This is a genomic window from Priestia sp. SRI_019, assembly GCF_057586255.1.
In genome coordinates this window covers 1,604,303-1,617,388 of sequence record NZ_JBYCZN010000001.1, presented here as the reverse complement: position 1 = coordinate 1,617,388, position 13,086 = coordinate 1,604,303, and the positions used below count along the sequence as shown (strand labels likewise).

The following is a 13,086-nucleotide window of genomic DNA, read 5'->3' as shown; positions in this document are numbered from 1 at the left end:
TGAATGAACTCGTCTATTGTATCATAAGATGCAAAAAAAATATCTACGCTTCTCTATTTTAAGGAATTCAGATAATAAAAGAGATTGAGACATAATGAAATCACCCCAATCTAAAGACGAACAAATGGGATAATACGCTAGTATGGCCCCCTTGTTACACCGCTGTTGATTTCCGTGCAAGCCTTCGCTTTCCGCAGGCGGCCGCTAAGCCTCCTCGTCGCTTGCGCTCCAATCAACAGCTAGAAGCCACTATATATATGAAACTACCTTCACCCTAAACATAAAAAAATCTGAACGCATTTGATTCTCCATCCAGAATCAAATGCGTTCAGGTCTTCCTTTAACTAAGCTACTTTTATTCCATCCTCTTTTATTACGAAACTTCTACGTTTCGATTTTGATTATATTTTTTTCCTTGTAACAGTGAGTAAATGATTGCTGCTGCCCACACAATAAGTATGAATGCATATACAGCTATCTGAGTTGAGCTGCTTGATACCCAAGTGTTTAAGAGTGTTCGAGCATTTGTTAAAATGATAAACCCACCAACAAGTGAACCAAGCAAGTGAGCCGGGATAATACGAACAAACCATGCAGCAATCGGAGCTGCGATAATTCCGCCAATCATAAGGGCGCCTACCCAGAACCAGTTTACCTGCTCCCAGCCAAGAGAAATTAAAAAGCCAAGTGTAGCCGAGACGGCAATAGCAAATTCACTTGTATCCACGGTTCCAACGACTTTCCGTGCTGTTGTGCCTTTTTTAGCTAGCAATACAGGCGTTGCTATCGGCCCCCAGCCGCCGCCGCCTGTAGCATCAGCAAATCCAGCAATTAATCCCAACGGAATGGACTGCTTCGTCGATAAAGGTTTGGTGCTCTTTTCTTCGTTTGTTTTAAACGTAAATAAAAAACGAAATAACACATAAACTCCTAGGAGTAATAAGAATGTTGAAACGTAAGGCCTTACTGCATCTCCAGGTAAATTACTTAGAAAGCAGGCTCCTACAAAAGCTCCGATGGAACCTGGGATAATTAGTTTTAACACCATCGATTTATCTACATTTCCAAATTTAATATGCGAAACACCAGAAGCTGCTGTTGTTACAACTTCTGCTAAGTGAACAGATGCGGAAGCTACAGCTGGTGCAATTCCAAACGTTAAAAGCAGCGTAGTTGATGTCACCCCGTATGCCATTCCGAGTGATCCATCAATTAACTGAGCTAAAAAGCCAATAAGTGCAAACGTAATTAACTTTTTCATGTTGTCCCTCCACTTTCATCTTCTGTTAGAAAGCACAAAAAGGCCTCCAACAGTTGTTTGCTAGAAGCCTTCGGTATGTCCGATCAGCTGTCCGTTTTATGAATAAGTTGTTTATATTGTAATCCTAACTATTCCTAGAAGTCAACTGTGTTTTTGATTTTTTCTTTTAGTCTATGTACGCTGCTTGGTTATAGTATCAGTAAAATAAAATTCTTCTTGTTAAGTCAACAACATAAAAACGACCGCTCACTTAATAAGGGCGGTCGTTTTTATGCGTGTCTTTCCAATGAGCCAGCACTTCAGGAGGCAAACTCACATCTTTATCTAATGACGTCTCATCCATAGAAGCGGGCTCATCGCTATTTATCACTTTTTCTACCCAATCTGGCTGTACAACTAATGCTTGTTCAATCGTAATTAAAGCTAGCCCTTGCTCGAAAGCTTCTGCTACTTCTGTTGCCGTAAGTCCTCCTGTACCCACAAGAGGGACCCGATGATTGACGTGCTTAATAATCGAAGAAAGCAGTGAACGATTTTCTTCCCTATTTAAGGTAGGTTCATGCAAAGCACTGATATGTAAATAATCAATTTCTGTATGAACAAGACGATCAATCCACTCAAATGTATCTTCCACTTTAGTTCCTAAATAGCCTTTTTCTTTGGGTGCTAATGTATACCCCACAATAAATGGTTTGCCCGCATGTGCTGCTCGACGCGTCACTTCACGAATAACTTCAAGTGCAAAAGTGAAGCGGTTTTCTGCGCTTCCGCCATAAGAATCACTTCGTTCATTGGCTTGCCTTGACATAAACTGCTGCAGTAAACATTCATTTCCCCCGTCAATTTCTACTCCATCAAACCCTGCTTCAATAGCTCTGGTGGTAGCTTCGCCAAACGCTTGAACTACATAAGTTATATCGCGCTCGGTCATTTGAACAGGCTTTTTCCCTTTACGTTTATGAGGCTTTTCACTTGGGCTAATAGCTTGCCACTTATTTTCCATTTCTACACACTTTCTGCCCCCGTGCGATAGTTGAAGAATCGCTTTAGCTCCTCTTCTATGAATCATTTGGGTTAGTTGATGAAGCTTTCGTATGACGTGATCACGATGAATTCCGATTTGACCATGTGCTACTTGGCCATTTTCTGTGGTAAACGCGGGGCCGATAATTACCGTACTGACGCCCCCTACTCGTTTTTCGTAAAAAGACATATCAATATCAGACATTTCTCCGTTTTCCCGTGAAGCGTATGTGAGGATAGGTCCCATTGCTAATCGGTTTTTCATCTCAAGAGCATCAACAAATTTAAAATGCTTAAATAATTTTTCATAGGCTGTCTTCAATTAATTCACACCTTTTTTCCTTAGCTTGCCCATCTAGAAGCCGAGTAGACATAGGCACAAAAAAAGAAATACCTTGGCCGGCATTTCTTTTTACGTTGTTTTTCTTATTTTTTTAATGGGGTAAAATACAAATTCGCTTTTTCCGACAATCCGTTTTTCATCAATGAGACCTAGACCGTTGCGGCTATCCATACTGTACAGACGGTTATCACCCATTACAAATACTTCGTTTTTAGGTATTTGAACGGGTTCAAAATCTCCTGTTAGCTCCATATCCATGTTATTGGCAATTTGACGATTCGTTTTTAAATAAGGTTCACTTACTTTTTTATCATCAATATAAAGCTGATCTTTTTTCATTTCGATTTTTTCACCTGGCAGACCGATTACTCTTTTTACATAATGCTTATTCTTAGCCTCATCTTTAATAATCACAATATCTCCGCGGCGAATATCATGGAGCGAATACGACAGTTTATTCACAAACAAACGCTCTCCGTTATGCAGCGTTGGGTTCATTGAAGCGCCTTCTACAATATACGGAGAAAATAAAAATGCGCGAATCATAAATACTAGAGCGATAGCGAAGATAATAGTTTTGAATATGCTGCGTAATTGATCGCTTTTTGTTTTTTCCGTAGTCAATATACTTTGTCTCCTTTGTACAGCTCACTTTTCTTATGTAAAAAAGCAAGAAACCTCTTACTTTAACACTTATTCTAACTTAACCGTAGAAAGAACTGAAATCAAATGTTTTATGTTATGTAAAAAAAGAACCTCTAACAAATGTTAGAGGCTTACATTACGCAAGTTTCGTCTTTACATCTCTTATTATAACATTAATTATATAAAAAGAGACTACCTTTTATGTAAAAATTATGTTTTTTACGTAAACTTAACTAAATCTTCATATTTAAAGGGGCTTCTCCACGTATAAAAAGTTGAGAGATGCAATACTCTATAATCTCTCTTCGCCGCACAAGTCCAATAAAAATGTTTTGATCATCTACAACTGGTACAAAATTTTGTTCCGCCGCGCGTGACAAAATACTTTCCATTTCGTCATTAATGGTGATAGGTTCATAATCGCGATGCCTTGGGACCTCTTCAATTCGCAGGTGTTCTAACTCATGGAGTTCTATATGTTCTAGGCTTTTTAGCTTCCATAGCAAGTCTCCTTCTGCCAAAGTCCCTTCATATTCTCCTTTTTGGTTAATGAGAGGTACAGAAGAGTAGCGATGATACTCCATTTTCTCCAATGCTTGACGGACAGTTGACTGTGTCGACAAGGTAACGACTTCTTTTTTAGGAAGTAAAAAGAACGCAATATTCACTTATATTCTCCTTTTACTATACATCCATTTTATTGTTATTGCTTTGCTGAATCTGAAACAATATGAATATCGATGTTATGAGTCTGCCGCATAATTGTATTCACAATAGAGCCTTTTCGAATCTCTTCCCACCTTGTCCTCGCTGATTGCCCTAGTAAGATTTGAGTAACGCGATACTGCTTGGCTACGTTCACAATCACTGCAGCTGGTTTTTGCTTTTTAGCTTCTTCAACAAGTAGCGATGCGTGAAAGCGATTAGCAAATTCCTGCCACTGTTTGATTTGTGCTTGATGCCTTTCAGTTTGCTCGCCTGTAAAAACATGAAGCAGCAGTAAATCTGCTTTCAATCGGTTCGCCATTCTCCAGCCTCGTCGAATTAATTTTTCAGCTGTTTCACTGTATTGAATACATACTAAAATGCGTTCGCAAATACCTGTTACGCCAATTTCATGGGAATGAATGAGTTTGCCGTCCACTTCATCCGCTATTTCTCTGAGCGTTAATTCACGAAGAGCATGGAGATTTGCGAGCTTAAAAAAAGACTGCAGGCTTTGTTCAATTTTATGGCCTTCGTATATTTTGCCTTCACGAAGACGCTTTTGCAGCTGTTCCGGCGTAACGTCGACAAGCTGAATTTCATCTGCTTGCTGAATAAATAAATCTGGCACTGTTTCACGAACTTTTACCTGGGTAATGGCATATACGAGATCATGTACGCTTTCCATATGCTGAATATTCATTGCTGACATGACTGAAATACCTTGGTTGAGCAGGTAAGAAACATCTTCAAAACGTTTTTTATGACGGCTTGTCGGAACATTTGTATGAGCGAGTTCATCGATAATTACAACTTTTGGGCGCCTTCTTACAATCGCCAGCAAATCAAGTTCTTGCAATTCTTTTCCTTTATAAAAAATGGTTTCTCTTTGGATTACTTCTAGATTTCCAAGCATCTCTTTAGTCTCGTGCCTGCCGTGTGCTTCTATATATCCAACTACGGCATCTATGCCTTCTTTGACTAAATCGTGCGCATCTTGAAGCATTTTATACGTCTTTCCTACTCCCGGCGCGGCACCGATGTAAAGTTTAAGCTTTCCACGCTTCTGATCATGAAGTTCACGCAATAGTTCTTCCGGAGTTTTTCTTCGAAAGTATGGATGAGCTTCTTTTTCTTTCATTGTTTGTACTCCTTTATCACACTCGCTTCAACATATGAAGCGAGTGCATGTAATTAGCGCTCTCGTTGAACAGCTAAATTCAGCTCTACTACATTTACTCGCTTTTCACCAAAAGCTCCTTGCTGAGTATGTTCTTTGATCAGCTCTTTTAGCCTGTTGGTGTTAATATGTGCTGTTTTTGCCACACGTTCTACTTGTGCATATGCAGCTTGTGGCGTAATGTCAGGATCGAGTCCAGAAGCCGAATTTGTGACGGCATCAATTGGAATTCCTTCTTTTGGCACCTCGTTTTCTTTTTTCCACGCCGCTACGGATTTCTCGATACGATTCGTAAGATCTTTATTTGAAGGTGCTAAATTCAACGACCCAGACCCTGCCCCGTTATAATCAATACTAGAGACTCTGCCATGAAAAAATGTATTGCTCGTAAACTGCTGCCCAATGAGCTCAGAACCGATAACTTGATGCTTGTTTGAATAGATTAAGCTGCCGTTTGCTTTACTTGGAATAGCCGTCTGAGCAATTCCTGTCATCACAACAGGATAAATAAGGCCACAAAGAATTATCATCATAATTGTTAAGCGAACAATAATGCTTCCCGTTCGTTCTGTTTGTATCATCGTTTCTTCTCCTCTACATTACAAATGAAAGTAGTAAGTCAATTGCTTTAATCCCAATGAATGGAACCAATACCCCACCTAACCCGTAAATGAACAAATTTTTTCGCAGCAGGGCGTTAGAACTCATCGGCTTATACGCAATTCCCTTCATGGCTAAGGGAATTAACAGCGGGATAATGACCGCATTAAAAATAAGCGCTGACAATACGGCAGATAGAGGTGAATTCAGCTTCATTACGTTAAGAGCCTCCATTTGCGGAATCGCCAAGGTAAACATCGCTGGAATAATAGCGAAATACTTAGCAATATCGTTTGCGATACTGAATGTAGTTAAGGCACCCCTTGTCATTAATAGCTGTTTTCCAATCGAAACGACTTCAATGATTTTAGTGGGATCAGAATCTAAATCCACCATATTTGCTGCTTCTTTAGCAGCTGAGGTTCCGCTGTTCATTGCTAAGCCAACATCAGCCTGAGCAAGTGCAGGGGCATCGTTTGTTCCGTCACCTGTCATGGCAACTAGCTTTCCTTGCTGCTGTTCGTATTTAATCACTTGAATCTTGTCTTGTGGCTTGCATTCCGCAATAAATTCATCTACTCCCGCTTCTTTTGCAATGGTTGCTGCGGTTAATGGGTTATCTCCTGTACACATGACTGTTTTGATACCCATTTTACGAAGTTCCTCAAAGCGTTCTTTCATTCCTGGTTTTACCGTGTCTTTTAAATAAATCAAGCCGTAAATTTTATCATCAGCGGCCACAGCAAGCGGCGTGCCACCAGCTCCTGCAATTTCGTTTGCTTTTTGCTGCAAATCAGAGGGAATCTTCCCTCCATTTGACTCTATCCATGCCGTGACGGCGTCCACTGCCCCTTTCCGTACAGATACATTCTGTAAGTCAATGCCGCTCATTCGCGTTTCGGTTTTGAATTCAACAAACGTTCCTTCGGTTTTTCTAAGATCTTCTACTCCCATGCGATTTTGAATAAAATCAACAACTGAGCGCCCTTCTGGTGTTTCGTCATAAAGAGAAGAAACAAACGCCCATTTGTAAAGTTCACGTTCGTCTATTCCTTCTACAGTCGTTAATTGATGAGCCATTCGGTTTCCAAACGTAATGGTGCCGGTTTTATCTAAAATAATTGTGTTGATGTCACCAGCTGCTTCTACTGCTTTTCCTGACATAGCAATCACGTTAAACTGCGTAACTCGGTCCATCCCAGCAATTCCAATGGCTGACAATAATCCTCCAATTGTTGTAGGAATGAGGCAGATGAGCAGTGAAATTAAAATAGCCGTGTCGAGTTGAAAATGTAAGTAGTTTGTAAAGACAGGAAGCGTCACAACAACTAATAAGAAAATAATCGTCAGGCTTGTTAAAACCGTATTTAGCGCAATTTCATTTGGCGTTTTTTGACGCTCTGCTCCTTCAACAAGCGAAATCATTTTATCTAAAAACGATTCACCTTGTTCACACGTAATTTTAACTGTAATTTCATCGCTGACAACTCTTGTACCTCCAGTTACAGAGTTAAAATCCCCGCCTGCTTCTTTCATAACAGGTGCCGATTCACCGGTAATGGCCGATTCATCAACAGATGCCAGTCCTTTAATGATTTCTCCATCTCCAGGAATCATTTCGCCTTGTGAAACGACGACGATATCTCCTTTTTTTAGTTGCGATGCCGACACTTGTATCATTTGCCCGTTTCCAAGTTTATTAGCTGTAATATCCCCTTTAGACTGTTTTAATGAGTTTGCCTGTGCTTTTCCCCGACCTTCTGCCAATGCCTCTGCAAAATTAGCAAAAACAATTGTAAAAAATAACACGAGGGATACGGCAATATTAAAGCCTGCGCTTACTGTACTTTCTCCGAAAAGGTCTGGAACAACAGCTAAAAAAAGCGTAATAACAAACCCGATTTCTACTACGAACATGATAGGATTTTTTATCATCGTTCTTGGACTTAGCTTGATAAAAGCCTGCTTTACTGATTGAATAAAAATCGATGAAGTTTGTTTATCTACAGAACCTTGAATGTGACTGTTACGATCCAATTCAAGATTATTCGTAAAATTCCGTTTATTCATTATAATCCTCCGCTTTCTTGATTACAGTGTCAAATACTCAGCAACCGGCCCAAGTACAAGCACTGGGAAAAACGTAAGTGCTCCTACAATAACGGTAGTTCCAATTAAAATGCCGCTAAATAAAGACGTATCCGTTTTAAATGTCCCAGGTGTTTCAGGAATAAGCTGCTTGGATGCTAGTGAGCTCGATACCGCCAGCATCGTAATTAGTCCGAAGTAGCGTCCAATATACATAACAATTGCCGTAGAAATGTTCCAAAACGGCGTTGCATCACCTAGTCCTTCAAAACCAGATCCATTGTTTGCTGCTGATGATGTAAATTCATACAGTGCCTGACTTAAGCCGTGAAAGCCTGGGTTTGATATACCTTCTATTCCCAAATGAGTAGTGAGCGCTACGGCTGTTCCTCCTAAAATTAGCAGCGGCTGCAGAATAAGCGTCACGGCGATGAGCTTCATTTCTTTTCCTTCAATTTTTTTACCTACGTATTCTGGTGTTCTGCCAACCATTAAACCTGATAAAAATACGGCAATGATGACGTACATCATCACATTCATAAACCCTGCTCCAACACCGCCAAATACGGTATTTAACATCATATTTCCAAGCGTCAATAACCCGGTAAGAGGCGTAAGAGTATCGTGCATGGTGTTGACTGCACCTGTTTCACTTGCTGTCGTCACGATGGCGTACAGAGTTGACATACCGACACCAAAACGGACTTCTTTCCCTTCCATATAACCGCTCGCTTCATTTAGGTGAAAAGCACCAAGTCTTGGATTACCGCCCCACTCTGTTACAAACGCTGTGCTTAAAATAACGATAAACAGCATACTCATCGCTACAAACAAGATGCGGCCTTGCTTACGCTGTCCGATCATTTTTCCGTACGTAAAAGGAAGTGCTGTTGGCAATAAAAGCATAAGGACGATTTGTAATACATTGCTTAACGCGTTAGGATTTTCAAACGGATGGGCTGAATTAACACCAAAAAACCCCCCTCCGTTGTTGCCTAGCTCTTTAATTGAAAGAAAAGAAGCAACTGGTCCCCTTTCTATTTGCTGTGTTGCCCCCTCTAATGTATGGGCAGTCACCGTTCCGCTTAACGTTTGAGGGACACCTAAAAACATAAATAAAATGCCTGTTATAAAAGCGATAGGAAGTAAAACACGCGTAATTGACTTTACAAAATCAACAAAAAAGTTTCCCATTTCCTTCCCTGCCAACCCGCGAATAAAAGCGATTGCTGCTGCAAGTGCCGTTGCTGGTGCAGCAAACATCATAAATACAACGGCTGCCATCTGCGAGAAATAGGACAAACCTGATTCACCGCTGTAGTGCTGCAAGTTCGTATTTGTCATAAAACTAATGGCCGTGTTAAAAGCAAGGGCCGGATCCATTCCTTTGATGTGGCTTGGGTTAAGCGGCAGTACCCCTTGAAACCGGAAGATAATGTACACCACAAAAATCATAAACGTATTCGCCAAAACGAGAGCAAGTGCATATTGCTTCCACGTCTGATTGTATCCTTTGATTCCTGCTGCTTTAAACATCACCGTTTCTATCTTTCCTACCAAGCTAGTGTTTTTATCGTTTGAAAACACATTCGCTATATAAATACCTACGGGCTTTGCAATAAGCGCTACAAAAACAAGCAGCAGCGCAACTGATAGTAGAAAAATCCCCACGTTTTATTCCTCCGCTTATTAAAAAATGTTCTGGATTTAACAGTACATATACTAAATAAATTAAAACGAGAACTGAAATACCTAGCAAAATGAACGACATGTTCACTTCTCCTCTCTTTCATCTACTACATGAGACGACCAGCAAATAATTCCGTACATAGCAGCTGTTAATATGACAAGCGTTCCAAGCATGATCATATCCAAGTTGCTCCCTCCTAACTGTTTCTTACTACCAATGATTGTCTGAGCTTAGTGACTGTTACTGTGCGTAAAGCATCACGCCCAAGTGAGCTAGCTGCGAAAGGTTATCTTTGATTGTTTATTCCTCACGTATTGTTAATCACGTTTTAACAGCCCTACTATAGCCTCTTTACGGTGCAGACATAACCTGCTCTCCTGTTTTTTTATTAAAAAAACCGCAGAAGAGAGTCCTCTTCCGCGGTTTAATGCACGACAAATAAGCCGTGATCGACACGAATTTTTTTACTCCCAAAACGCTTACGGAGTTAGCTGTCGGATTCGGGTTATGGAAGTAACCCTACTCAGTTAAGAGATTCACCCCTAGTACATACGTACAAAATATTGGGTCCCCCGCTCATAATTGATTAAGCGTATATTTGTTATTTAATTTTTAGGCTTAATTATGTTTTTTACTGCTGCGTTTAATACTTTGATTAGCCAACGTAGACAAATAGCGGTTTGCTAGATCAAAAGATTGCTGATCGCATATTGCGCGATATTCAATCATTTGAATCATTTGCTTAGATAGATGCATCTTGACGCTCCTTTCACCTATATTTTGAAAGGAACGCGCTATCCGCTGTTATAGAAAACGACCACGATTACACCATCCTCTCTCTTAACGCTTACGAAGTTAGCTGACGGGTTCGGGTCAAGAAAGTAACCCTACTCAGTTAAGAGATTCACCCCTAATAATTGGGTCCTCCGCTCTTTCCCTCTCTTTCAGGAAAGACTCAGCGTTTCACTGTGGAACGTTTCATGAGAGTAATCTTACTCCTGTTAAAATTTACTGTCAACAACATTTTTTGAAATTTTAAAATCTTTATTTTTTGCTGTTTATTCATTATTTTAAAATAATAGATTCAAAGAAAAAAAGCGTTCTTATCTCCTCGATAAGAACGCTTTTTTTAGCTCATTTTCTCAATTTCATTTACAAGAATTGAAATGGCATCCGTTTTTGTTGCTTCACGCATTGTACGCTTCATCGTACTTGCCTGCTGCTGAAGTTCATTTACTTCACGCAAAAACACTTCTTTTGTTAACTGTTCTTCTTCCACAACCATACAGTAGCCTTTTTTCTTAAAGGACTGTGCATTTAAAATTTGATCTCCTCGACTTTGTGCTTTTGATAAAGGAATAATCATCATCGGTTTATGAAGGGCTAAAAACTCAAATATGGCATTGGATCCGCCGCGTGTAATCACATAATCAGTCGCTGCTAGAACATCTGGAAGCTGTTCATTGACATATTCTAACTGACGGTAGCCCGACTCTTTTTCAAGGCTTGTATCAATATTGCCTTTTCCGCACAGGTGTACAATTTGAAATTTCTTTTGCAGTTCAGGCAAGGATTCTCGAACAACTTCATTGATGCGGCGTGCTCCTAAACTTCCGCCCATAATCGTTAAAATTGGGCGCTTATCATAAAAGCGAAGCCAGCTTTCCCCGTTCGCTGCGCTTCCGCTAAATAATTCTTTTCGAATAGGTGAACCAACAACCTGCACTTTTTCTTTTGGAAAATAGTTTGCCGCTTCATCAAAAGAAGTAAAAATTTTAGTGGCAAATTTCTGCGCAATTTTATTTGCCAGTCCCGGTGTTAAGTCACTTTCATGAATGAACACGGGAATGTTTAACGATTTAGCAGCCATTACAACAGGAACTGTGACAAAACCGCCTTTTGAAAACACAAGAGAAGGCTTTAACTTTTTCAGCACGCGACGTGCATCGCCAACTCCTTTTGCTACTCGAAATACATCTTTTACATTTTCCATATCTACGTAGCGACGTAGCTTACCGCTTGAAATTGCATGATATGGAACGTTTAATTTTGTAATTAATTCTTTCTCGATACCATTGTGAGAACCGACATAATGGATATCCCATTTTTCACTGTCTAATTCTTTCATAATGGCAATGTTTGGTGTTACGTGTCCAGCTGTTCCGCCTCCGGTAAAAACGATAACTTGCTTACTCATTTTTTCTTCCTCTCTTTACTTCACTTAATTGATCTGTTTTAACATCAATTTTTATCTGATCTTTTTAGCATGCAATCTGACATGTAAAACGATGGTTTTATTATAGCATTTTTCTTTTTACATATGTATGATAAGGCGTATAAAAGCATGCTATACTTTTCATAGGGAGTGATGATAATGAACAAATCTGCACCTGTCGTAAAAGGTGATACGGTGGATTCCGAAACGCGCTGCATGCACTATCGTACGGATAAAGATATTATTGCAATAAAATTTTATTGCTGTAATACATATTATCCATGCTATCAATGTCATAACGGACATGCTGATCATGATATTAAAACGTGGCCAAAAGCTATGTTTAATGAAAAAGCTATTCTTTGCGGAGTATGTAAACATGAGTTATCAATTCATGAATATTTAACCTGTAACTCGACTTGCCCTCACTGTCGTTCTTCTTTTAATCCCGGATGCAGCCTGCATGGACACATTTATTTTGAACAAAAAAGCTGAACAAAACGTAGTTCAGCTTTTAAAATAACTGCTCATCTATATTTATAATGGAAGGAAGCAGACCTGGGAACAATTCCTCAAGTTCTTCTAAACGCAAGGAATAATAGTGCTGCGTACCTTCTATACGTAGTTTGATAATTCCAGCTTCGCGAAGTACTTTAATATGATGTGATAGCGTTGATTTTGATACATTTAATTTTTGATAATACGAACAGGTCTGCTCCTTTCTTGTCGCTAAACACTGTACAATTCGCAGCCGGTTAGGATCACTCAACGCGTGTAAAATAGGCGTTAATTTAATTTCAGATTTCGGTGGTTGATAAGGTTTTCTCATGCTTAAAATATAACACAGCTTCTTTTGTGTATCAATGTTCGATAACTTTCGAACTAAATTCCTTGCACTGTTATTTAATCGGTGTTATAGTTTCATTGTTCGATGATATTCGAACTTATCTTCATTTTAATCATAAATTGAATGAAAGATTAAAAACAAAACAAATAATATAAAGCACCATCATTATTAAAGGAGGAATCACCCATGATTCATTTACAAGCTTCAATGAAAGTTAACCCAGCAAAAAGAGAAGAATTTTTAGAAAACGTACAAGAACTAATTAAGCATTCTTTACAAGAAGAAGGAAACAGCAACTATCAACTATTTGAAGATGCTTTTACACCTAACACATTTATGATGATTGAAGAGTGGAAAAGCGAAGAAGCAATTCAAGCCCACAATAAATCAGCTCACTTCCAAAGTTTTGTAGCATTTGCTCAAACTGGCGTACTTGTAGCACCTTTAGATGTAAAAACATTACAAGGTTAATCATAACTTCTTTGAAAG

14 protein-coding genes and 2 riboswitches are annotated in these 13,086 nt (G+C 39.4%); of the genes, 2 read left to right on the top strand and 12 right to left on the bottom strand.

Annotated elements, in window-relative coordinates; all coding sequences use genetic code 11:
• Nucleotides 1–373 precede the first annotated feature (373 nt).
• From AC2YJL_RS08840 to murG, 11 genes are all read right to left on the bottom strand, one after another.
• Entirely contained in the window at nucleotides 374–1,261 is an 888-nt protein-coding gene (locus AC2YJL_RS08840; RefSeq protein WP_013057718.1) for a sulfite exporter TauE/SafE family protein, read from the bottom strand.
• Between the two features lie 250 nt (nucleotides 1,262–1,511).
• Nucleotides 1,512–2,606 carry an oxidoreductase gene (locus tag AC2YJL_RS08835; RefSeq protein ID WP_487374712.1) on the bottom strand — a complete coding sequence of 365 codons (1,095 nt, stop codon included), beginning with the start codon at nucleotides 2,604–2,606 and terminating at the stop codon, nucleotides 1,512–1,514.
• Nucleotides 2,607–2,696: 90 nt separating this feature from the next.
• Nucleotides 2,697–3,251, bottom strand: a complete 555-nt coding sequence (gene lepB, locus AC2YJL_RS08830; RefSeq protein ID WP_013057720.1) for a signal peptidase I — start codon at nucleotides 3,249–3,251, stop codon at nucleotides 2,697–2,699.
• A gap of 254 nt (nucleotides 3,252–3,505) precedes the next feature.
• On the bottom strand, nucleotides 3,506–3,940 hold the full coding sequence (locus tag AC2YJL_RS08825; protein WP_251568684.1) for a CBS domain-containing protein: 435 nt from the start codon (nucleotides 3,938–3,940) through the stop codon (nucleotides 3,506–3,508).
• Between the two features lie 35 nt (nucleotides 3,941–3,975).
• Entirely contained in the window at nucleotides 3,976–5,118 is a 1,143-nt protein-coding gene (kdpDN, locus tag AC2YJL_RS08820; RefSeq protein ID WP_230933011.1) for a KdpD-like non-kinase potassium sensor, read from the bottom strand.
• A gap of 53 nt (nucleotides 5,119–5,171) precedes the next feature.
• Complete coding sequence (gene kdpC, locus AC2YJL_RS08815; RefSeq protein WP_230933012.1) at nucleotides 5,172–5,738, bottom strand: potassium-transporting ATPase subunit KdpC; 567 nt, start codon at nucleotides 5,736–5,738, stop codon at nucleotides 5,172–5,174.
• A gap of 13 nt (nucleotides 5,739–5,751) precedes the next feature.
• A complete protein-coding gene (gene kdpB, locus AC2YJL_RS08810) occupies nucleotides 5,752–7,827 on the bottom strand; it encodes a potassium-transporting ATPase subunit KdpB (protein ID WP_487374711.1) in 2,076 nt (691 codons plus the stop codon).
• A 21-nt stretch (nucleotides 7,828–7,848) separates the two neighbouring features.
• Nucleotides 7,849–9,510, bottom strand: a complete 1,662-nt coding sequence (kdpA, locus tag AC2YJL_RS08805; RefSeq protein WP_195697030.1) for a potassium-transporting ATPase subunit KdpA — start codon at nucleotides 9,508–9,510, stop codon at nucleotides 7,849–7,851.
• Nucleotides 9,416–9,616: a potassium-transporting ATPase subunit F gene (locus AC2YJL_RS08800; protein WP_487374710.1), complete on the bottom strand. Its 201-nt coding sequence runs from the start codon at nucleotides 9,614–9,616 to the stop codon at nucleotides 9,416–9,418. The genes kdpA and AC2YJL_RS08800 overlap by 95 nt, the downstream gene beginning before the upstream one ends.
• Before the next feature lie 381 nt (nucleotides 9,617–9,997).
• Nucleotides 9,998–10,138: riboswitch (cyclic di-AMP (ydaO/yuaA leader) on the bottom strand.
• Between the two features lie 15 nt (nucleotides 10,139–10,153).
• Complete coding sequence (locus AC2YJL_RS08795; RefSeq protein ID WP_153254884.1) at nucleotides 10,154–10,291, bottom strand: hypothetical protein; 138 nt, start codon at nucleotides 10,289–10,291, stop codon at nucleotides 10,154–10,156.
• A 72-nt stretch (nucleotides 10,292–10,363) separates the two neighbouring features.
• Nucleotides 10,364–10,506, bottom strand: a riboswitch (cyclic di-AMP (ydaO/yuaA leader).
• A gap of 158 nt (nucleotides 10,507–10,664) precedes the next feature.
• On the bottom strand, nucleotides 10,665–11,732 hold the full coding sequence (murG, locus tag AC2YJL_RS08790; RefSeq protein WP_230933014.1) for an undecaprenyldiphospho-muramoylpentapeptide beta-N-acetylglucosaminyltransferase: 1,068 nt from the start codon (nucleotides 11,730–11,732) through the stop codon (nucleotides 10,665–10,667).
• A gap of 177 nt (nucleotides 11,733–11,909) precedes the next feature.
• Between murG and AC2YJL_RS08785 the strand changes: the two genes are divergently transcribed.
• Entirely contained in the window at nucleotides 11,910–12,245 is a 336-nt protein-coding gene (locus tag AC2YJL_RS08785) for a CHY zinc finger protein (RefSeq protein WP_050689852.1), read from the top strand.
• A 19-nt stretch (nucleotides 12,246–12,264) separates the two neighbouring features.
• Here AC2YJL_RS08785 and AC2YJL_RS08780 read toward each other — a convergent pair whose 3' ends face one another.
• Nucleotides 12,265–12,579 carry an ArsR/SmtB family transcription factor gene (locus AC2YJL_RS08780; protein WP_013083811.1) on the bottom strand — a complete coding sequence of 105 codons (315 nt, stop codon included), beginning with the start codon at nucleotides 12,577–12,579 and terminating at the stop codon, nucleotides 12,265–12,267.
• Between the two features lie 204 nt (nucleotides 12,580–12,783).
• Here AC2YJL_RS08780 and AC2YJL_RS08775 point away from each other — a divergent pair, with 204 nt between their 5' ends.
• Entirely contained in the window at nucleotides 12,784–13,068 is a 285-nt protein-coding gene (locus AC2YJL_RS08775) for a putative quinol monooxygenase (protein ID WP_013057729.1), read from the top strand.
• Nucleotides 13,069–13,086 lie beyond the last annotated feature (18 nt).